This window comes from Rheinheimera salexigens (assembly GCF_001752395.1).
GTDB classification, from domain to species: domain Bacteria; phylum Pseudomonadota; class Gammaproteobacteria; order Enterobacterales; family Alteromonadaceae; genus Alishewanella; species Alishewanella salexigens.
In genome coordinates this window covers 2,702,290-2,722,532 of record NZ_MKEK01000001.1, presented here as the reverse complement: position 1 = coordinate 2,722,532, position 20,243 = coordinate 2,702,290, and the positions used below count along the sequence as shown (strand labels likewise).

General features: G+C 42.7%; 21 protein-coding genes. 19 read left to right on the top strand and 2 right to left on the bottom strand.

What is annotated here, in order from left to right; translation table 11 throughout:
* Nucleotides 1-6: 6 nt before the first annotated feature.
* The 17 genes from flhB to BI198_RS12280 all read left to right on the top strand — a co-directional run bounded on the left by flhB (nt 7) and on the right by BI198_RS12280 (nt 16,548).
* Nucleotides 7-1,137: a flagellar biosynthesis protein FlhB gene (gene flhB / locus BI198_RS12360; protein WP_070049828.1), complete on the top strand. Its 1,131-nt coding sequence runs from the start codon at nt 7-9 to the stop codon at nt 1,135-1,137.
* 105 nt (nt 1,138-1,242) lie between these two features.
* A complete protein-coding gene (locus tag BI198_RS12355; RefSeq protein ID WP_070049827.1) occupies nt 1,243-1,548 on the top strand; it encodes a DUF962 domain-containing protein in 306 nt (101 codons plus the stop codon).
* A gap of 68 nt (nt 1,549-1,616) precedes the next feature.
* Nucleotides 1,617-2,189 (top strand): hypothetical protein, encoded by a 573-nt coding sequence (locus BI198_RS12350; RefSeq protein ID WP_070049826.1) that lies wholly within the window; start codon nt 1,617-1,619, stop codon nt 2,187-2,189.
* Between the two features lie 243 nt (nt 2,190-2,432).
* Complete coding sequence (gene flhA, locus BI198_RS12345) at nt 2,433-4,532, top strand: flagellar biosynthesis protein FlhA (RefSeq protein WP_070049825.1); 2,100 nt, start codon at nt 2,433-2,435, stop codon at nt 4,530-4,532.
* Nucleotides 4,533-4,541: 9 nt separating this feature from the next.
* A complete protein-coding gene (gene flhF, locus BI198_RS12340) occupies nt 4,542-5,999 on the top strand; it encodes a flagellar biosynthesis protein FlhF (RefSeq protein ID WP_070049824.1) in 1,458 nt (485 codons plus the stop codon).
* Entirely contained in the window at nt 5,992-6,870 is an 879-nt protein-coding gene (locus BI198_RS12335) for a MinD/ParA family protein (RefSeq protein ID WP_070049823.1), read from the top strand. The genes flhF and BI198_RS12335 overlap by 8 nt, the downstream gene beginning before the upstream one ends.
* Complete coding sequence (locus tag BI198_RS12330; protein ID WP_070049822.1) at nt 6,867-7,586, top strand: RNA polymerase sigma factor FliA; 720 nt, start codon at nt 6,867-6,869, stop codon at nt 7,584-7,586. The genes BI198_RS12335 and BI198_RS12330 overlap by 4 nt, the downstream gene beginning before the upstream one ends.
* A gap of 53 nt (nt 7,587-7,639) precedes the next feature.
* Nucleotides 7,640-8,011, top strand: a complete 372-nt coding sequence (gene cheY, locus BI198_RS12325) for a chemotaxis response regulator CheY (RefSeq protein ID WP_449421105.1) — start codon at nt 7,640-7,642, stop codon at nt 8,009-8,011.
* A gap of 25 nt (nt 8,012-8,036) precedes the next feature.
* Nucleotides 8,037-8,786, top strand: coding sequence for a protein phosphatase CheZ (locus BI198_RS12320; RefSeq protein ID WP_070049820.1), 750 nt, complete (start codon nt 8,037-8,039; stop codon nt 8,784-8,786).
* A gap of 15 nt (nt 8,787-8,801) precedes the next feature.
* A complete protein-coding gene (locus tag BI198_RS12315; RefSeq protein WP_070049819.1) occupies nt 8,802-11,120 on the top strand; it encodes a chemotaxis protein CheA in 2,319 nt (772 codons plus the stop codon).
* 5 nt (nt 11,121-11,125) lie between these two features.
* The gene (locus BI198_RS12310) at nt 11,126-12,295 is read left to right on the top strand and encodes a protein-glutamate methylesterase/protein-glutamine glutaminase (protein ID WP_070049818.1); all 1,170 of its coding nucleotides are present in this window, start codon (nt 11,126-11,128) and stop codon (nt 12,293-12,295) included.
* On the top strand, nt 12,288-13,031 hold the full coding sequence (locus tag BI198_RS12305) for a flagellar motor protein (protein WP_070049817.1): 744 nt from the start codon (nt 12,288-12,290) through the stop codon (nt 13,029-13,031). Before BI198_RS12310 ends, BI198_RS12305 begins: the two co-directional genes overlap by 8 nt.
* Before the next feature lie 4 nt (nt 13,032-13,035).
* A complete protein-coding gene (locus tag BI198_RS12300) occupies nt 13,036-13,995 on the top strand; it encodes a flagellar motor protein MotB (protein ID WP_070049816.1) in 960 nt (319 codons plus the stop codon).
* Complete coding sequence (locus BI198_RS12295) at nt 13,995-14,774, top strand: ParA family protein (RefSeq protein WP_070049815.1); 780 nt, start codon at nt 13,995-13,997, stop codon at nt 14,772-14,774. Before BI198_RS12300 ends, BI198_RS12295 begins: the two co-directional genes overlap by 1 nt.
* Nucleotides 14,774-15,589 (top strand): chemotaxis protein CheW, encoded by an 816-nt coding sequence (locus BI198_RS12290; protein ID WP_070049814.1) that lies wholly within the window; start codon nt 14,774-14,776, stop codon nt 15,587-15,589. The genes BI198_RS12295 and BI198_RS12290 overlap by 1 nt, the downstream gene beginning before the upstream one ends.
* 30 nt (nt 15,590-15,619) lie before the next feature.
* The gene (locus BI198_RS12285; RefSeq protein WP_070049813.1) at nt 15,620-16,114 is read left to right on the top strand and encodes a chemotaxis protein CheW; all 495 of its coding nucleotides are present in this window, start codon (nt 15,620-15,622) and stop codon (nt 16,112-16,114) included.
* A complete protein-coding gene (locus tag BI198_RS12280; protein WP_070049812.1) occupies nt 16,114-16,548 on the top strand; it encodes a DUF2802 domain-containing protein in 435 nt (144 codons plus the stop codon). Before BI198_RS12285 ends, BI198_RS12280 begins: the two co-directional genes overlap by 1 nt.
* 17 nt (nt 16,549-16,565) lie before the next feature.
* Here the strand turns inward: BI198_RS12280 and BI198_RS12275 are convergent, their stop codons facing one another.
* Together BI198_RS12275 and BI198_RS12270 are read right to left on the bottom strand one after the other, a co-directional pair.
* Nucleotides 16,566-16,871 (bottom strand): EscU/YscU/HrcU family type III secretion system export apparatus switch protein, encoded by a 306-nt coding sequence (locus BI198_RS12275; protein WP_070049811.1) that lies wholly within the window; start codon nt 16,869-16,871, stop codon nt 16,566-16,568.
* A gap of 34 nt (nt 16,872-16,905) precedes the next feature.
* Nucleotides 16,906-18,819 carry a flagellar hook-length control protein FliK gene (locus BI198_RS12270; RefSeq protein WP_070049810.1) on the bottom strand — a complete coding sequence of 638 codons (1,914 nt, stop codon included), beginning with the start codon at nt 18,817-18,819 and terminating at the stop codon, nt 16,906-16,908.
* 65 nt (nt 18,820-18,884) lie between these two features.
* Here BI198_RS12270 and ccmA point away from each other — a divergent pair, with 65 nt between their 5' ends.
* Together ccmA and ccmB are read left to right on the top strand one after the other, a co-directional pair.
* Entirely contained in the window at nt 18,885-19,583 is a 699-nt protein-coding gene (ccmA, locus tag BI198_RS12265) for a cytochrome c biogenesis heme-transporting ATPase CcmA (protein ID WP_235605327.1), read from the top strand.
* Entirely contained in the window at nt 19,577-20,242 is a 666-nt protein-coding gene (gene ccmB, locus BI198_RS12260; protein ID WP_070049809.1) for a heme exporter protein CcmB, read from the top strand. The genes ccmA and ccmB overlap by 7 nt, the downstream gene beginning before the upstream one ends.
* Nucleotide 20,243: the final 1 nt, after the last annotated feature.

The window sequence follows — 20,243 nt, the reverse complement described above, 5'->3', positions numbered from 1 at the left end:
TTCGCTATGGCAGCAGATGATAGTGCGGAAAAAACCGAACAGCCCACGGCTAAGAAGCTGCAAGACGCAGCCGAAAAAGGCCAGATAGCCCGATCCAAAGACTTAGGAACGGCCTTTGTTTTAATTGGTAGTGCCTGCGCCATACTGATGTTTGGCAAAATGTTAGCGATGGGGATCTTAACTATTGGTCAGCGCATGCTGCGCTTAGACCAAAAAGATATGTTTGAAGTTAATTCTATGTTCACGGCATGGGGTGAAGTAGGTAAAGAGCTTATACCGCCTATGGCAGGTATTTTTGCCGTTATTTTAGCCGCAGCTTTTATTGGTAATACCTTATTAGGTGGCTTTAATTTTAGTATGCAAGCCGCAGCCCCTAAAGCCAGTAAAATGAGTGTATTTAAAGGCTTTAAACGCATGTTTGGTTTACAAGCTTTTGTTGAGCTATTAAAAAGCTTTTTAAAAGTTATCGTTGTTGTCGGCATTGCCTATTTATTATTAAAATTCTTTTTCGACGACATTATGTCGTTATCTTTGATGAGTGAGCCGAATAATATTGAGTCGGCTTTATACTTTTTAGCATGGATATTTTTAGGACTATGCTCCAGCGTATCGGTGATTGCTTTAGTGGATGCACCGTATCAAAAGTGGAACCATATAAAACAACTTAAGATGTCGTTGCAGGAAATAAAAGACGAGCATAAAAATAGTGAAGGTAGCCCAGAGATAAAGCAGCGTATTCGTCGCACTCAGATGGAAATGTCGATGAAACGGATGATGCAAGAAGTACCCAAAGCCGATGTTATCGTTACCAACCCGACACACTACGCCATAGCGCTAAAATACGACCAAGGTAAGTTTAAAGCCCCCGTTGTAGTGGCTAAAGGTGTGGATGAAGTAGCCATGCATATTCGTAAAATAGCCAACGAGCATAAAATCCCGGTATTAGAATCGCCAGCATTAGCCCGTTCTATCTTCCACACTACAAAAGTAGATCACCCCATCCCAGAGCAGCTATTCGCCGCCGTAGCCCAAGTACTCGCCTATGTGTATCAATTAAAAATGCACAAAAAAGGCAAAGGTACTAGACCTAAAGCCCTAGCCAAAGATCTGCCTATTCCTGATGATTATCGCCATTAAGTTTAAATAATGCTCTCAAAGTGAAGTTGGCTGTTGATTTGGTAAATTTAATCAGCAAAGCTGAGTAATAATATATTGAATGCCAAACGCGGCAAGGATAGCTTAATGTCTAAACAATATAAAAATTTTGCTGAGTTTTACCCATTTTACTTAAGCCAACACACTAACCAAGCCTGCCGTCGGCTGCATTTTATAGGTTCTAGTATCATTATTATGCTACTTATCTATGTTGCTATATCAGGCAAACTGCTTCTACTGTGGCTACTCCCTGTCATTGGTTATGGTTTTGCCTGGCTGGGCCATTTTGTGTTTGAAAAAAATAGGCCAGCAACTTTTACTTATCCAATTTACAGCTTAATAGGTGATTGGGTGATGTTTAAAGATATTTTAATTGGCAAGATTAAGTTTTGAAGATTAACCTATTAATACTTGGCGTTAATTGGTTTATATATTAGGCATAAATTTTAAGGTTGAGAGCTATGCACATACAAGAAAATACTCAACAGCATCTTATCTTGAAAGATAGTCCTTGGTGGGGGCTTGCTGTGGGCTTGGTTGTTGCTGGATTTTGTTTTTTGCTCGAGCCGGCTGAAATGACCGCATCTCCGATACTGAATAAATTAATTCTAGTGTTTATCGGAATAGCCTTTCTTGCTGGGTTTACACTGGCTATGCGTAAAACAACCATTCATTTTGATCGAACTGCGGGGACGATTAGCCGAATAAGTGCACCGCTGTTGCCTTTGAACACATTTCGCCTATTTGGTTTGCGCAGTGAAACTCGACTGATCAAACCCGTTTTATTTGCTTATCTTGAGATGCAGCGAAAAAGTAACCACAGTGCGGTTTCACGATATAGTTTAGCCTTGTCAACGGGTGAGATCCCCGATGACATTCTGGGTGGTAAAAGCTCAATGATTTTTGCACCTGAAATGGATAAAGTGCGTTGGCTAGTTGGCTTTAATATCGGAATGAAGAAAACAAAGGCCAACGAGATTGTTAACACTGTTAACCAATGGCTGGGAACAAATACTCGGCACAATATAGTTTGATTCGACTTAGGAAAATCTGCATAACCAAAAAAAACAAATGTAGGTACATAGGCAGATGTTTAAAGATATTGTAATTGGTAAAATCAAATTTTAGTCCTATTGTTCTCAAGGATGAACACTATCCTGTTACCCTAAAAGCGGATATCTAACTCTCTGATATCCACACTTCCAGCTAGGTTCTCCAATATTGGAGCAGTTCTTGCTTAATACCCTGTATAGCGCCAATTTACTGTCAGGGTTGTCATGCAGTTAGTCAGTTATATCAAAGGTTTTGATCGTTCTAAACTCAGGTTTTTACAAGGCTTGGGTACGCCGCTATTTATTTTAGCTGCGTTAGCGATGGTGGTGTTGCCTTTAGCCCCAGTGCTGTTAGATGTATTGTTCTCATTTAACATTGCACTATCGCTAGTGGTGTTATTGGTAACGGTTTATACCTTGCGCCCCCTCGATTTTGGTGCTTTTCCGGCTATTTTGTTAGTGGCGACGATAATGCGCTTGGCACTTAACGTGGCCAGCACCCGGGTGGTATTACTTGAAGGTCATAATGGTGGTGATGCGGCCGGTAAAGTAATCGAAGCTTTTGGCTCGGTGGTTATTGGTGGCAACTATGCCGTTGGTATCGTGGTGTTCTTAATTTTAATTATCATTAACTTTGTGGTTGTGACCAAAGGTGCCGGTCGTATTGCTGAAGTATCTGCGCGTTTTACCCTTGATGCTATGCCAGGTAAGCAGATGGCGATTGATGCCGATTTAAACTCAGGTTTAATTACCCAAGAGCAAGCCAGAGATCGGCGTGAAGAAGTAACAAGCGAAGCCGACTTTTATGGTTCGATGGATGGTGCCAGTAAGTTTGTTAAAGGCGATGCCATCGCCGGTATTGTTATTTTAGTCATCAACTTAGTGGGTGGCTTATTTATTGGCATGTTCCAGCATGATTTGTCTTTTGCTAATGCCATGGAAGTGTATACGTTATTAACCATAGGTGATGGTTTAGTGGCGCAAATCCCGTCGCTGTTATTGTCTATTGGTACTGCAATTATTGTTACCCGGCAAAATAAATCGCAAAACATGGGCCAGCAAATGACGGCGCAATTGGGCAATACTCAAGTGTTGTTTGTGGCCTCAGGCGTATTAACGCTTATGGGTATAGTACCGGGTATGCCGCATTTTTCATTTTTATCGTTAGCGGCTATTGTTGGCGCGATGGCGTATTTCATGCACAAACGCGGTAAAGAAGCCAAAGCCGAGCTTATTACACGTGATGCTGCGGTACAAACCGATGCGCCACAGCTTAATAAAGAAATTGGTTGGGATGACGTGCAAGGCGTCGATGTAATTGGTTTAGAAGTGGGTTATCGCTTAATTCCGCTGGTTGATAAAAGCCAGGGCGGAGAGCTATTAAGCCGGATTAAAGGCGTGCGTAAAAAGTTATCGCAAGAATTAGGTTTTTTAATTCCGCCGGTACATATTCGCGATAATTTAGATTTAGAGCCTAATAGCTATCGTATGACCTTAATGGGCGTGATCAGTGGTGAAAGTGAATTGCGCCATGATAACGAATTAGCCATTAACCCTGGCCAAGTCTTTGGCACGGTAAAAGGCATAGAAACCAAAGATCCTGCTTTTGGTTTAGATGCAGTTTGGATAGCAAAAGATCAGCGTGAACATGCCCAAACCTTAGGTTATACCGTTGTTGATGCCGCAACTGTCGTCGCCACGCATTTAAGTCAAATTTTAACTAATCATGCGGCGAGTTTACTGGGGCATGAAGAAGTACAGAACCTACTGGATATGTTAGCTAAGCATTCACCTAAATTAGTAGAGGGCTTAGTGCCGGATACGTTGCCACTAACAGTGGTAGTGAAAGTACTGCAAAACTTATTACAAGAAGGTGTGCCAATTCGCGATATGCGCACTATTGTGCAAACGTTAGTGGAATATGGCGCGAAAAGTCAGGATGTGGATGTGTTAACCGCAGCGTGTCGAATTGCCTTACGTCGGTTAATTGTGCAAGAAGTGGGTGGTAATCGCAGTGAGATACCGGTCATTACCTTTGCGCCAGAATTAGAACAAATGCTGCATCAGTCTATGCAAGCGGCCGGAAATGACGGTGCAGGTATTGAACCGGGCCTAGCAGATAGAATTCAACAGTCATTACAAGAGTCTTATCAAAACCAAGAATTAAGTGGCGATAGTGCAGTTTTACTAACGTCAGGAATTTTACGATCAGTTATGGCACGATTCGTGAAGTATACCATTCCAGGACTGAGGGTATTGTCTTATCAAGAGATACCCGATGATAAACAAATTCGCATTGTTAGTGTGATTGGTCAGGCTTCTTAGGAGTAACTCATGAAAATAAAACGCTTTGTAGCAAAAGACATGCGTAGTGCTTTAACCGAGGTGAAAGAGTTCCTTGGACCTGATGCAATTATTTTATCCAATAAAAAAGTACCAGAAGGTGTAGAGATAGTCGCGGCTATTGATAACGAGACCGCGCCAGTGCAGGCAGCCTCTAAGCCAGTGCTTAAGCGGGCTGAGCCACGTTTTCAAGCCACGGTATCTGACGATGATGACACTGAATCGGCTGGCGACTCACTACAAGCATTATTAGCCCGTCAAATGCAAAAACAGCACAATGATGGCAGTGCTAATAGTGCGAACGGTGCTACAGCACAACCGGCTGCGGCATTTAATCGTCCAGCTCAAGCCTCTCGGCAGAACAGCCTTGAGCGTCAAAATGGCTATGATAGACCAAGCAGCCCTGAGCGCCAAAGTGGCTTTGAGCGTCAAAATACTGGCAATGCGCAAGCCGCAGCGAATAGCCAATTAACAGAAATAAGCAAGTTGCAACAGCAACAAGCCAGCTTAATGCAAAAACAGATGGACTCGATGCGCAATGAAATGCTGTCGATGCGTCAATTATTACAACATCAAGTGTCAGGTTTAATGTGGCAAGATTTAGCACGCCGCGAGCCAGTACGTGCTTTGGTGATTGAAAATTTGCAACAGCTAGGGTTAACAGAGCAAATGGCTGATCAGCTAGCCTGTTTTATGTCTGAAGACATGAATGCTAATGATGCCTGGGATTCTGCCTTAGAGTTATTAGCCGGCCAAATTAGTACCACCAATGACGATATTTTGCGTCGCGGTGGAGTAGTAGCGTTAGTCGGGCCAACAGGGGTGGGTAAAACCACTACCGTTGCTAAATTAGCGGCAGAGTTTGCCCGTCGTCATGGTGCCGACCAAGTGGCGCTGATTACAACCGACTGCTATCGCATTGGTGCTTATGAGCAATTAGCCACCTTTGGCCGCATTATTGGCTGTCCAGTTAAGTTAGCTAAAGATAGCGAAGAATTAACGTTATTAATTAATCAGTTACAACAACGTAAATTGATATTAATTGATACCGCAGGTATGAGCCAACGCGATGTGCGTTTAGCCGAAAAACTTGCCACGCTGGTGCATAATAGCCATGTCAAAATAAAAAGTTATCTGGTATTGTCTGCAACAGCACAGGCGCGGGTTATGCAAGAAAGCGTTACCCACTTTAAGCGCATTCCATTATCTGGTTGTATTTTTACTAAACTTGACGAATGTTTAAGTTTAGGCGAGGTAATTAATGTGGCAATTCAAAATTCACTAGCCGTAAGTTATTTGACCAATGGTCAGCGTGTGCCTGAGGATATTGCAGTTGCAGACGCAAAAGCATTAGTGCAACAGGCAGAAACATTACGACTAGCACAAAGTAGTACGGTTCATCAGTGGTACAATGATGAGATGAATCGGGCGGAAGGGACCTATGCATAATCATGACAATTTTGATGATCAAGCTAATGGTCTTAGAAGAATGAATAAACAGATGGTAAAAGTTATTTCGATTAGTGGCGGTAAAGGCGGCGTAGGTAAAACTAACGTGTCGCTTAACCTTGCTATGGCTTTAGCCCAATTGGGTAAAAGCGTTATGGTGCTAGATGCCGACTTAGGCTTAGCAAACTGTGATGTGATGCTTGGTTTACGGGTAGAAAAAAACTTATCTCACGTTCTATCAGGCGAAGTTTCGCTTGATGATATTATTATCGAAGGCCCGTTTGGTATAAAAATTATACCGGCGTCTTCAGGTTCACAAAGCATGACAGAATTAGCCCCCGCAGAGCATGCTGGTTTAATTCGTGCTTTTGGTGAAATGCAAACGGCTGTCGATGTGTTGTTGGTTGATACCGCTGCGGGTATTTCTGATATGGTTTTAAGCTTTTCGCGAGCCTCTCAAGATGTGTTAGTTGTGGTGTGTGATGAACCTTCATCCATTACTGATGCTTATGCCTTAATGAAAATACTTAGCCGAGATCACGGCGTAGACAGATTTAAAATTGTGGCCAATATGGTGCGCAGTGTTAAAGAAGGCCAAGAACTATTTGCTAAATTAACCCGAGTGACTGACCGGTTTTTAGATGTGAATCTGGAATTAGTGGCAACCATACCTTATGATGAAAACGTGCGAAAAGCGGCGCGTAAACAAAAAGCCTTTATTGATGTTTTTCCTAAAACAGCCGCGAGCATGGCCATTAAAAGTTTAGCCCTAAAAGCCGCTAAGTGGCCGTTACCTGATATGGCATCGGGGCACTTAGAGTTTTTCTTAGAGCAGTTAATTGACGCTCATCCGGAACGAGGCGTGCTGTGAATAGTAAATTAGCCGCTTACGGCGGTGTTGATCGTATGCAACAACTGATAGAGCAGCATACGACGCTAGTGAAGCGTATAGCCTATCATTTGTTAGCTCGGTTACCTGCCAGTGTGCTAGTAGATGATTTAATTCAATCCGGTATGATAGGCTTAATTGAAGCCGCAAAGAATTTTGATGGCAGCAAAGGCGCCAGTTTTGAAACCTTTGCCGGCATTCGCATCCGTGGCGCAATGTTAGATGAAATGCGCCGTGGTGACTGGACGCCTCGCTCAGTGCATCGCAATGCCCGCTTATTTGCTGAAACGATTGCCGAATTAGAAACCCTACATGGTCGGGATATTAAAGATTTTGAAGTAGCCGAAAAGCTAAATATTTCTTTAGATGAGTATCATCATATACTTAGTGATATTAGCAGTGGTAGAATTATCGGCATTGAAGATCTTGGTGTGTCTGAAGATGTCATTGTGAGTAGCGATGATACGGATAATGATACTTTATTTGATATTCAAGCCAATAGCGCATTTCAACAAGATTTAGTGTCTACTATTAGTAAGTTACCTGAGCGTGAAGCTTTGGTATTATCTTTATATTATAATGAAGAACTAAATTTAAAAGAAATTGGTGCGGTATTAGATGTAAGCGAATCACGCGTGAGTCAAATACATAGCCAAGCCCTTATTAGATTAAAAGCCAGAATGCAAGACTGGGTATAAACCTATTCTGAGTTTGCCGTAATATCTCGTTGGAGGAGATTTTGGATAAAAACATGAAAATTCTTGTGGTAGATGACTTTTCTACTATGAGACGAATAATAAAAAATCTGTTACGTGATCTTGGCTTTACTAACGTTTCTGAAGCGGATGACGGCAGCACTGCTTTACCTATGCTGCAAAATACTGCATTTGATTTTGTAGTAACCGATTGGAATATGCCAGGTATGCAAGGTATCGATTTGCTTCGAGCTATTCGTGCTGATGCTAAGCTAAAGCACATTCCAGTATTAATGGTTACAGCAGAAGCTAAAAAAGAACAAATTATTGCCGCTGCACAAGCGGGGGTAAACGGTTACATTGTGAAGCCATTTACCGCGGCTACGTTACAAGAAAAACTAGCAAAAGTCTTTGAGCGCTTAGGCTAATCGTCACGGACAAGGGAGTCACAATATGACGATAATAACGGAGCCCGTGATTTCGTTACAGCAAGCTCGCCAGTTAGTTGAGTTATTAGAAACAGAGCAATATGAATCTGCTAATCAATTAGTACAACAGCTAGCGCTGCCCGATAGCTCTGAGTTATTTGCTGAAGTAGGTAAGTTAACCCGGCAATTACATAGCTCATTAGAAAGCTTTCATCTTGACCCTTCTTTAAATAATTTACTTGAAGAAGATATTCCCGATGCTAAAAAACGCTTAGCGCATGTTATTGGCATGACGGAGCAAGCAGCTAATCGGACGATGGATGCGGTAGAGTCTTGTTTACCGATAGCTGATCATATTTCCCAACAATTAGCCCTTATTCAACCGCAGTGGCAACGCCTTATGCAGCGCCAATTGCCGTTAGATGAATTTAAAAGCATGTGTCATAACGTAGATGGTTTTTTGTTGCAAGCCAATATCGATTCTAAAACCCTCAATAGCTTACTGACAGATGTATTGATGGCGCAAGATTATCAAGATCTTACCGGACAGATTCTAAGTCGTGTTATTGAATTAGTTCGCGAAGTTGAAGAAGGTTTAATTGGTTTATTAACAGCATTTAATAAGTCAGAAACTGCATCATCCTTAGCACCAACAAAAAATAAAAAAGTTAAAGCAAGAGATGCAGAAGGGCCAATCTTAGACGCCGCAGAGCGTGAAGATGTGGTAACAGGGCAGGATGATGTTGATGACCTGCTTTCTAGTTTAGGCTTTTAATAGAGGTATTCAAGCATGAGCTTTGATATGGATGAGGATATTTTACAGGACTTCCTAGTCGAAGCTGGTGAGATACTTGAGTTGCTACAAGAACAACTGGTTGAGTTAGAAAACAACCCCGACGACGCTAATTTATTAAATGCCATATTTCGCGGTTTTCATACCGTAAAAGGTGGCGCAGGCTTTTTAGCCTTAACGGAATTAGTTGATGCCTGCCACGGTGCTGAAAACGTTTTCGATATTTTACGTACCGGTAAACGTCGTGTCACGTCAGAATTAATGGATGTAATACTACAAGCCTTAGATAGTATTAATGCCATGTTTGTGGCGGTAATAAACCGCCAGCCTTTAACTCCCGCTCCAGCAGAATTACTGCATGCATTGCACATTTATAGTGAGCCTGAATCAGCAAACCAAGCTGCGCCTTTAGCAAGCTCGAAAGAAAATGTTGCAGTTGAATCAGTGGTTACCCAAGTTGCTACTGATGCTGGCGACAGTGGCATTGATGATATGACTGAAGAAGAATTCGAGCGCATTTTAGATGAGTTACACGGTACAAAATCCGCTGGATCAATTGATGAAGCTGCAGCATTAAGCTCAGACACCGGTGATATCACGGATAATGAATTTGAAGCGATTTTAGACCAGTTGCATGGTAAAGGCTCATTTATTCCTGATACTGCTGTTAGTGGTACTGATTTTGCCGTTAGTAATGATAGTTCGTCTAATGAAATAGATGATGATGAGTTTGAAGCGTTACTGGATCAACTGCATGGTAAAGGCAAAGCGCCAACAGCAGCTGATAAACCAGCAGTGGCTAAACCGGCTAAAGTAGTGCCAGCGCCTGCTGCAAGTAACGCAACCAAGCCTGACGAAATTGATGATGATGAATTTGAAGCGCTGTTAGATCAGCTGCATGGCAAAGGTAAAGCGCCTACAGATGTAGATAAGCCAGCTGCAAATATACCTTCAGTAAGTAACCAGGCTGGCTCACAGTCTTCTACACCCAATGTAAGCCCAGCTATACCAGCGGCACCTAAGCCAGCTGAAGCCAAATCGAGCTCAACTGATGCAGCAATAAACGCTCCTGCTACAGATAAAGCGGCACCGACCCAGCAAGTACAAACCGAAACTACCGTCAGAGTTGATACTAAACGCTTAGACCAGATCATGAATATGGTCGGAGAGTTAGTGCTGGTGCGTAATCGGTTATTAAGTTTGGCTGGCACGGTAAGCGATGAAGAGATGGGTAAAGCCATTGCCAATTTAGATGTGGTAACCGGAGATATTCAAGGTGCGGTAATGAAAACCCGGATGCAACCGATTAAAAAGGTATTCGGTCGATTCCCTCGCGTAGTAAGAGATATGGCGCGATCGTTGAAAAAAGATATTGAGTTAATTTTAGAAGGTGAAGACACCGACTTAGATAAAAACTTGGTAGAAGCTTTAGCCGATCCTCTAGTGCATTTAGTACGTAACTCGGTTGATCATGGTATTGAAATGCCAGAAGTGCGGCAACAAGCCGGTAAAAAACGGGTTGGTACGGTTAAGCTGGCAGCTGAACAGGCAGGCGACCATATTCTATTAACCATCCAAGACGATGGTGCGGGTATGGACCCGGAAAAACTGAAATCTATTGCCATAAAGCGCGGCATTTTAGATGTTGATGCTGCGGCACGTATGTCTGATAACGATGCATTTAATTTAATTTTTGCTCCTGGTTTCTCCACTAAAGAACAGATCTCTGATATTTCTGGTCGTGGTGTGGGTATGGATGTGGTTAAAACCAAAATTACCCAACTTAATGGCTCGGTGCAAATTCATTCAAAATTAGGTCAAGGCACCTTATTAGAAATTAAAGTGCCATTAACCTTAGCCATATTACCCACGTTAATGGTGATGGTAGGCAAGCAAACTTTCGCCTTACCTTTAGCCGGTGTTAGTGAAATTTTCCATTTGGATTTAAATAAAACTAATGTCGTTGATGGTCAATTAACCATAGTGGTGCGCAATAAAGCCATTCCGTTATTTTTCCTCGAACATTGGTTAGTTAAAGGCTCTGAGAAAAAACGTCGTCGGGAACAAGGCCATGTGGTGATTGTGCAAATTGGTACTCAACAAGTAGGCTTTGTGGTTGACGCATTGATTGGTCAAGAAGAAGTAGTGATTAAGCCGCTAGATCGCTTATTACAGGGCACTCCGGGTATGGCAGGTGCAACTATTACTTCTGATGGCGGTATTGCATTGATATTAGATGTACCTAACTTACTTAAACATTACGCTAAAAAATCAAAAATTAAGTTTGAGCGATTCAGCAGCGGCCGAGGTGAATAGACAATATGACTATCCGGGTCTTAGTTGTTGATGATTCAAGTTTCTTTCGCCGTAGGCTGACAGAAATTCTGGCGATAGATCCCGCGATTGAAGTGATAGATACTGCCGTAAATGGCCGCGAGGCGGTGGAAAAAGCTAAAGCATTACAACCTGATGTTATTACTATGGATGTAGAAATGCCGGTATTAGATGGTATTTCTGCCGTGCGCGAGATCATGCAATCGCAACGTACACCGATTTTAATGTTTTCATCATTAACCCATGAAGGCGCTAAGGCTACTTTTGATGCCCTAGAAGCTGGTGCGGTCGATTTTTTACCGAAAAAATTTGAAGATATTGCTCGTAATAAAGATGAAGCCGGTCAAGTATTACGCGATAGAGTAAAAGCGGTTGCGCGCAGAAGGCCCTTAGGTCGTGCCACTTTTAATACGGTAGCGCCGCGCACAGAGTTAACTAAACCCTCAGTTACCAGCCCTATGACGTCGAGTCTTAGTGCGCGATCTACAACGGTAAAGCCAGAAAGTTTGCAGCGACCTCAGTTAAGCCAGCGCTTAGCTGCTACGTCCAGTAACAAAACCTTTCAAGCTAGCGGAAAGCAATATAAGTTAGTGGCTATTGGTACTTCTACCGGCGGCCCCGTTGCTTTACAACGTATTATCACAGCCCTGCCTGCAGATTTCCCGTTACCCATAGTGTTAATTCAACATATGCCAGCTGCTTTTACTGGCGCTTTTGCTCAGCGCTTAAATGGCTTAGCCAAGATAAAGGTTAAAGAGGCAGAAGAGGGTGATGTTCTGCAACCCGGCGTAGCTTATTTAGCGCCTGGCGGTAAACAAATGTTGCTAGAAGGCTCGCCAAGCCAAGCTCGTTTAAGAATAAGAGAAGATGATTCGCCTAGAATTACCTTTAAACCTAGTGTGGATATTACCTTTGCTACCGCTGCTAGAGTTTATGCCGATAAAGTATTAGCCATAGTATTAACGGGCATGGGAGCAGATGGCCGCGAAGGGGCCAGAATATTAAAGCAACAAGGCGCACAAATTTGGGCACAAGATGAAGCAAGCTGTGTTGTTTATGGCATGCCACAAGCTATTGCTCAAGCAGGTTTGATGGATGCTGAAATTAGCTTAAATGATGTTGCGGCACGTCTACTGGTGGAGCTTAAACATGGATAAACTTGCGATAGCCGGTTTTTTTCTGGCAGTGATTGCCGTGGCTGGCGGCTTTGTTATGGAAGGGGGCAGTTTAACCACTTTACTGCACTTGCCTGCATTCTTTATTGTGGCTGGCGGAACGGTTGGTGCAGTAATGTTGCAAACACCCTCTGCGCAATTTCAGCAAGGTTTGAAAATGCTGCCTTGGGTATTTCATTCTGAACAAATTCCATTACAACATACGGCACAACGCATTGTGAACTGGGGTACAGCAGCGAGAGGCAATGGCTTTTTAGCCCTCGAAGACGATGCGTTATCTGAGCAAGATGAGTTTTTGCATCGTGGCTTAAATATGTTAGTGGACGGTGTTGAACCGGGTGTGTTGCAAGATACCCTAGACGCTGAATTAAGCTTAGAGCACGAGCGCTTAATGCGCGGTGCCAGAATATTTGATGCTATGGGCGGATATAGCCCTACTATAGGTATTATTGGCGCGGTATTGGGGCTTATTCAAGCTTTAGCTAATATTTCCGAGCCACAATTATTAGGTATGGGTATAGCAACGGCCTTTGTTGCCACCATTTATGGTGTTGGTTTTGCTAACTTTTTCTTTTTGCCTGTTGGTAATAAGTTAAAAAATTTAGTTGAACAGCGTACGCTATATCATGAGTTAATTGTGGAAGGTTTAGTGTCTATCGCCCACGGTGAAAACCCCTACAATATTGAACGTAAGCTGGCCGCTTACCGGCTGGAGTAAGGCGATGTATCGGCATCGGAGTAGACATCAGCAGCAACCAGATCAGCAAGTCGATCGCTGGCTAGTCTCTTATGCCGACTTTATGACCTTATTGTTTGCGCTGTTTGTTGTGCTGTACGCTATGTCTATTATCAAAGAAGAACAATATAGCGTGTTAGAGCAAAGCTTAACCCGCTTATTTGTTAAGCCTATTAGCTCTGAAACCGGGCTTACCAGTAAAGGGGTATTAACTGATAATGGGCCACAAAGTGAATTAGCATTGTACGGCACGTCATTACAGCCGGCAAAAGGGCCAACCTTATTAGCGGATGCCAGTATCTTATCTGACATTGATGATAAAAATTTAGGCAGTCCATTACAGTCGGTAGAGCAGCACTTAGTTAAAGCCTTAGACAGCTTAATTGAGCAAGGTTTAACCAAAATACAACGTGATGGAAATTGGCTAACCATTGAATTAAATAGCGGCTTATTATTTGCCAGCGGCAGTGCAACTGCTACAGATTCAGCAGCGACCTTATTAACAGAAATTACCAAGATTATTAATCCGATTAATAATTATATTCGAGTGCGTGGCTATACTGATAATCGGCCGATTAATAACGAACTATTTGCATCCAACTGGCAGTTATCTGCCAGTCGCGCCGCTTCTGTGCTGCGACTATTAGAGCGATTAGGCACTACGCCTGCCAGAATGGCGATTGAAGGTTTTGGCCAATATTATCCCTTCGCCAGTAATAATAATGCCCAAGGCCGAGCTGAAAACCGTAAAGTGGTGATAGCTATTTCTCGCTATGGTTATCAACAAGCAGAAGCGCCGCCAGTAAACTTAGCAGCAGAAACTGAGTTGCAACAAAAACTAGAACAAGTCACTCAAGATGATGGCAGTATTAAAATAATTGCCTTACCAGGTGGTGGTATTCGTATTACGACACGACAACCCGCTGCGAATGAGCAAGGACAATAATGGTAATCTGGACAGTAGCGAATCAAAAAGGTGGCGTAGGTAAAACGACAACTGCAGTTAGTTTAGCCGGTTTACTTGCCGAGCGAGGCCATAGAGTATTGCTAGTGGATACCGACCCTCATGCGTCTTTAACCTATTATTTTGGTATTGATGCGGAAGATCTAGAAGTTAGTGTGTACGATATTTTTATTCGTGGCAACGAGGCTACTGCCGAACAAATTTTGCAGTCGTTATGCCCAAGCGGGGTAAAAAACCTAGATATATTACCGTCTTCAATGGCACTTTCTACCTTGGATCGCTCTTTAGGTACCCGTGGCGGTATGGGCTTAATGTTAAAAAAAGCCCTGCTAAAAGTAGAACATGAATATGACTATGTATTAATAGATTGCCCTCCGGTGATGGGGGTACTGATGGTTAATGCCATAGCAGCATGCGATAGGTTAGTTATTCCGGTTCAAACTGAGTTTTTGGCTTTAAAAGGCCTAGAGCGAATGATCGCTACCATAAAGCTTATGTCTACCTCGCAGAAAAAAAACTATCCTTATACTATAGTTGCCACTATGTATGATAAAAGAACAAAAGCTTCGTTAGAAGCCTACAAAGAATTAAAACAAACCTATCAAGATAAAGTCTGGTCGGCTGTAGTGCCAATTGATACTAAGTTTCGTGATGCGAGTTTGGCCAATACACCGCCGAATGTTCATGCCCCATCGTCCAGAGGTGTGTTTGCATATAATACGTTACTGACCTATTTGTTGCAGTTAACGCCGGAGTATTGATGAGCAATTTAAACGCTAGTCACAAGGTGATGCAACATTATCTGTCGGCGCTGTTAACCGAAGAGCCGGTAATCAAGCAGACTGTATCGGAAAAAACGCCAGAAGCAGATGTGCTTGCCAAGCAACAACAGCAACAATTAAATGCTTTATTAGCGCAAGCTAGCCAGAAAGAATTATTACAAGTAAGCCTACAAAATAAGCTGATTGAAAAAACAGTTGCTCCAGTAATAACTAACAAGCAAACTGCTAATTTACTGGCGACACAGCCAGAGGTAATTAACGCTACTGTTGTAATAGAGAAAGTAACAGAGAAAGTAACTGAGAAAGCAGCCGAGAAAACACTAAAAAAAGCACCAGAGAAAGAATACCGAAAAGGCCGTTTTCAAGCGTTGTTTTTCCAGTTAGCGGGTTTAAAAATCGCGGTACCGTTAAAGGAACTCGGGGGTATTCATAAGCTTGGCCATGTAAATAGCTTGATTGGTAAACCAGAGTGGTTTAAAGGTGTTATGCTGTATCGCGAGCAAAAAATTAATATTGTTGATACCGCGCGCTGGGTAATGCCAGAGAAGTATGATCAACAAATGCAGCAACAGTTAGATTATCAATATGTCATAATGCTGGCGAATAGTAATTGGGGTATTTGCTGCGAATCATTAGTGAATACCTTTATGTTAGAACAAGAAGATGTGCAATGGCGCCAAGTTGAAGGCAAACGCCCTTGGATGGCTGGTGTGATTAAAGAACATATGTGTGTGCTAGTTGATGTTGATGCGATGATTGATTTGCTAAATCGTGGTTTAGATATTACAGCCTAATAAGATCCAAGCAGTATAAAGGAGCAGTGTGTGAGTACACTAACTAAACAATCTAATACTAAAAGTACCAGCGCTGACGTGGTATTACAGTGGGTAACATTTAAACTGCAAGAAGAAACTTACGGTATTAATGTTATGCAGGTGCAAGAAGTGCTGCGTTACACTGAAATTGCTCCTGTACCAGGTTCACCGGACTATGTTATCGGTATTATTAACCTACGTGGCAATGTGGTTACAGTAATTGATACTCGCACCCGTTTTGGTTTAGAGCCGGCGGAATTAACCGATAATAGTCGCATTGTGATTATTGAGGCTGAAAAACAAGTGATTGGCATTTTAGTCGACAGCGTTGCTGAGGTGGTTTATTTGAAGCAATCAGATATCGACACCGCACCAAACGTTGGTACTGATGAAAGCGCTCGCTTTATTCAAGGTGTGACAAACCGTGAAGATGAGTTACTTATTTTAGTCGATTTAAACAAACTGCTCAGTGACGAAGAGTGGGATGAGGTAGGCGCAATCTAATGATGATGCTATGGGTAGTTGTGCTGGCACAAACTATTTTACTAATTGCATTGCTATTAGGGATTTATCTAATGCAGCGTCGCAGTCAGCGACAGCTGCAACAATTGCAGCAGCAGCTGTCAACCTTAAACCAAGCCACGGCACTGCATACGCAACTTGATCATGACATAAAAGAATTACGCAGTGGTATTATCGGTGTTGGTCAGCGGGTAATCAGTTTTGAATCAGAGCTATCTGAGCAGCAACAACAACTGCATCAACTGATGGATAAGCAACAATCATTAGAGTTAGCGGATCCAGATGCTAAAATTTACAGTCGAGCAATGAAAATGGTTGAGCTGGGCGCGGGCTTGGAAGAAATTATTCGAGAGTGCGAACTGCCACGAGCCGAAGCTGAGTTATTATTAAGCCTGCATCAAACTAAATCCAGTTAGACTTTAATCAATGTTAATCAGGTTTTAATGTCTACACGCTGATGAATATTATGCCAATTCTCTGGAAATTTACCCTGCAACACATACGAAAATGCGATTAGTTCTGCAATCACAATGTACAGTTGTTCTGGGATCTCATCGCCTAAACTTAATTGATTAAGCAACTTACTTAGCTCATCATCTTGATGCACCAACACGCCATGCTGCTTTGCTAGAGTGATAATATCCTCGGCAAGTTCGCCATGGCCTTTTGCTGTAATAGTGGGGGCGGCTTTACCAGAATATTGTAATGCTGTTGCTGATTTTTGCTGATATTTATCCATAAATCATTATACCCTTATACTTACATCCATTTCGCTACACCCGTATTGTTACTAAGCTATTAGTGCGAGGTATTAGGCTATCGGGGATCACGCCAAGTACACACTCTGCTTTATTAACTTCAATACCTTGCGCCTGACAGCGTGCTTTTAGTAAAGGCAGAAATTGCTCAGTGACGCGTTGTGCTGCTGCCTGCTCGGCGTAGAACTGCAGTTGCAATTCTTGTTGCTGCAAGGTTGCCACTACTAATAACCTGCCCAGTTGCTGCAAATCAAACTTCATGGTTAGACGCCATTGTTTTTGTTTATTGCCGTCCTCTTGATTGCTCGCTTCGCGTTGCTCTATGCTCATTTGATTAAGCACACTCTGTTGGCCTTGCTGCAAGGGCAACTGTAATACTAGTTGTTGGTTACTATTGCTATCAAGCATATTTAGCTGGCTTTGCTGAATAGCACTACTATGAGTACCTAATTGGCGCAGTAAACCGCTAGTTTGGCTTGGGTCTAATTGGCCAATTAACGTTGCCAGCCGCTGTGCTGTAGGAGCTTGATTAGCAGGCGCGGTGGCTTTTTGTTGTAAACTGCCGAGTAATAATTGAATGGCCAACGCTAACGTGCCGGCGCCAGTTTGTAGGTTGGGACTAGCCTGTAAAGGCTGAAACTGCAGTAAACTGGACAGTTGTTGGTTTAATTGACTGCTAGATAATACTTTATTGCCATCGGGTTGGCCTTGGCGAATCAGTGCCAGCACTTTGCTGACAACAGGATCTAAGGCTTCACTCTCTGCTAAAGGATCTATTTTAGGGGCTAATAATGGCAATAATTGACGCCATGCTTGTTGCACACTTTGCTGTTGACTCTCTTTTGAGGGTAAGGCTGTAGTGGCTTGGGTTTTATTACTGGTTGCTATGTCAGCCGTTTTTATTAACTGTATAGTTTGGTTTAATTTATCACTAGCGACAGTCACTGTTTCATTGATAGGCGTAGCACTTAATTGTAAAAGCCATTGATTACCACGCAACTGTATTTGGGCTTGGTAGTTATTATTATTTATGCCCGTGCTGTTAGCTTGCGGGGGTAATTGTAATAGCGGTAATTTACCCAGGCTAAGCTGTTGGTTACTTAGTGTTAAAGTGGGAGCTTGCTGATTAACCAAATGACGCAATTGCTGCAAAATTGCCTGATGCTCTGGCAAGCTTAAATCGACTTTAACATTTGCCGCTGGCATAGCGTTAAGTAGCGTAGTATTTGCTTGCTGAGCAGTTGTCTGCTGAGAATTGCTAGGCACTAATTGTAACTGGCTACTCGACGGCCGAATAATTAACTGTATAGGGTGTTGGTTACTATAGGCAGTAGCTTGGCGTTGTATGGCTGCGCCAAGCGCTCGGCTAGTGACAGAGCTTAATGGTATTGCCGCTAAATTTGCTAACTGCAAGGTAAGCTTATTGCCACTAATACTAACGCTTGCATTTAGCACCGCTGCGGTAGGTTGTGCTGCAGCATTAACTAAAACATTACCAATATTACCCGTACTAGCGGCATTAGCAATCTGGTTAGTGGTGCTGGCAAGTGCTTGTTGCAGCATACTTGGGCTTAACGCTAAGGTGATTTGTTGGCTTTGCGTTAAGCTAATGGGCAAATTAATGTTGGTTATTGCAGATTTTATCGCTAAATTTAATAATCCTTTGTCTTGGCTTAAAAATTCAATTTGTACGGCTAAGCTCTGAGTTGTCGATTTTGCATCAGCACTCAAAGGTGGCACCCAATTAAAATTAGCCGGCAACGGGATCTGAAGCGGCCCTTGGTTCGACGGTACCTGCACTGAAAAAGCACCACTACTAAGTTGTTGCAGTTGGGCTTGATAAACTTGTGCGACTAAAAGTTTAAGCGCTGGTTTATCAAGCGTTAAGGTACTGGCAAGACTGGGTATTGGTAACTTTATTTCATTCATTATTTACTCTTTTTATACCTCTAGTACAGGTTGTGTCATTCGTATTATGGTCGGGTTATGCTAATATGCGCGCAATATACTTAGTCGTCGATAACTTTAGGTGCGCGTCAACCTTGCTATCTTATTCAGTATCTACCGGCCAAATGTTGTTACAAGCCACACAACTGAGTTGTATTCGACAAGATCGAGTGCTTTTTGAGCAACTCTCTTTGCAACTTAATGCCGGTGAACTATTACAAATCGCCGGCAAAAATGGTGCAGGCAAAAGCTCTCTGCTGCGTTTGTTGGCTAATTTAGCCACGCCGGAAGACGGCCATATCCAATACTTAAAATACTCTTTAACTCAAGCTGCTGATGATTATGCGGCTAATCTCTGTTATATCGGCCACCATAGTGGAATACATGAGCATTTAACCGCCATTGAAAACATTTCTTTTTGGCGAGCCAGTACCGGTGTAGCGGCAGCAGATGATTATCCACTGTTAGCCAAGCTGGGTTTAGCCGGTTTAGAGGATATTCCGTGTCGTATGTTATCGGCTGGGCAGCAACGCCGAGTTTCATTAGCCCGATTATGGTTTACACCACGGAAAATTTGGATCCTAGATGAGCCTTTTACTGCTTTAGATCAAGCTGCCATTGCTTTATTACAGCAACACTTTTTAACGCATTTACAACGTGGTGGTGGCATAATACTTACTACTCATCAGCCTTTAACGCTGCAATACCCTGAAATGCGTAAATTGGAGTTAGCCTACCGATGGTGATGTTAAGCCATTTTATTCATCGCGAGCTGCGGTTATTAGCGCGACAAAAAGCTGACTGGCTGAATCCAGTATTGTTTTTTATTATCGTGCTAAGTTTATTTCCATTAGGCGTAGGGCCCGAGCCTAATTTATTACGCCAAATGGCGCCGGGTATTGTCTGGATTGCAGCATTATTAAGTGTATTACTGGCAGCCGAGCGCTTATTTAAAGATGATTTTCGTAATGGTGTGGTAGAGCAACTCGTCGCAGCCCGGCAACCGGTAATGGCTTTTGTGTTAGCAAAAACATTCACCAATTGGTTAAGCACCGGTTTACCGTTAGTGCTGCTATCACCGTTAGTTGCGTTACTACTGGGCTTAAATACCGCCAGTTTAATGGCAATGATGCTGACATTAGCGCTAGGGACACCATTGTTAAGCTTGCTTAGCGTATTAGGCGCAGCTCTTACGCTATCTGCCGATAAAGGTGGCATCTTATTGGCGCTGCTGATTTTACCGTTGTATATTCCGTTATTAATATTCGCTAGTGCGGCTATGGAGGCAGCCAGTATGGGCCTGTCTTACCAAGGTCAATTGGCGATAATTTTAGCAATGTTATTATTTAGTTTGGCGTTGATCCCGTTTGCTGTGGCCAGCGCGTTGAAAATAAATGTGAGCTAAC

Excerpts from the sequence above, each read along its gene's own strand:
- BI198_RS12315 (WP_070049819.1), top strand. The coding sequence starts at position 8,802 with ATGAGCTTTGATATGGATGAGGATATTTTACAGGACTTCCTAGTCGAA.
- BI198_RS12300 (WP_070049816.1), top strand. The coding sequence starts at position 13,036 with ATGTATCGGCATCGGAGTAGACATCAGCAGCAACCAGATCAGCAAGTC.
- BI198_RS12280 (WP_070049812.1), top strand. The coding sequence starts at position 16,114 with ATGATGATGCTATGGGTAGTTGTGCTGGCACAAACTATTTTACTAATT.
- BI198_RS12335 (WP_070049823.1), top strand. The coding sequence starts at position 5,992 with ATGCATAATCATGACAATTTTGATGATCAAGCTAATGGTCTTAGAAGA.
- ccmA (WP_235605327.1), top strand. The coding sequence starts at position 18,885 with ATGCGCGCAATATACTTAGTCGTCGATAACTTTAGGTGCGCGTCAACC.
- cheY (WP_449421105.1), top strand. The coding sequence starts at position 7,640 with ATGAAAATTCTTGTGGTAGATGACTTTTCTACTATGAGACGAATAATA.
- BI198_RS12290 (WP_070049814.1), top strand. The coding sequence starts at position 14,774 with ATGAGCAATTTAAACGCTAGTCACAAGGTGATGCAACATTATCTGTCG.
- BI198_RS12295 (WP_070049815.1), top strand. The coding sequence starts at position 13,995 with ATGGTAATCTGGACAGTAGCGAATCAAAAAGGTGGCGTAGGTAAAACG.
- BI198_RS12310 (WP_070049818.1), top strand. The coding sequence starts at position 11,126 with ATGACTATCCGGGTCTTAGTTGTTGATGATTCAAGTTTCTTTCGCCGT.
- BI198_RS12270 (WP_070049810.1), bottom strand. The coding sequence starts at position 18,819 with ATGAATGAAATAAAGTTACCAATACCCAGTCTTGCCAGTACCTTAACG.
- BI198_RS12275 (WP_070049811.1), bottom strand. The coding sequence starts at position 16,871 with ATGGATAAATATCAGCAAAAATCAGCAACAGCATTACAATATTCTGGT.
- BI198_RS12305 (WP_070049817.1), top strand. The coding sequence starts at position 12,288 with ATGGATAAACTTGCGATAGCCGGTTTTTTTCTGGCAGTGATTGCCGTG.
- flhA (WP_070049825.1), top strand. The coding sequence starts at position 2,433 with ATGCAGTTAGTCAGTTATATCAAAGGTTTTGATCGTTCTAAACTCAGG.
- flhF (WP_070049824.1), top strand. The coding sequence starts at position 4,542 with ATGAAAATAAAACGCTTTGTAGCAAAAGACATGCGTAGTGCTTTAACC.
- ccmB (WP_070049809.1), top strand. The coding sequence starts at position 19,577 with ATGGTGATGTTAAGCCATTTTATTCATCGCGAGCTGCGGTTATTAGCG.
- flhB (WP_070049828.1), top strand. The coding sequence starts at position 7 with ATGGCAGCAGATGATAGTGCGGAAAAAACCGAACAGCCCACGGCTAAG.
- BI198_RS12320 (WP_070049820.1), top strand. The coding sequence starts at position 8,037 with ATGACGATAATAACGGAGCCCGTGATTTCGTTACAGCAAGCTCGCCAG.
- BI198_RS12355 (WP_070049827.1), top strand. The coding sequence starts at position 1,243 with ATGTCTAAACAATATAAAAATTTTGCTGAGTTTTACCCATTTTACTTA.
- BI198_RS12350 (WP_070049826.1), top strand. The coding sequence starts at position 1,617 with ATGCACATACAAGAAAATACTCAACAGCATCTTATCTTGAAAGATAGT.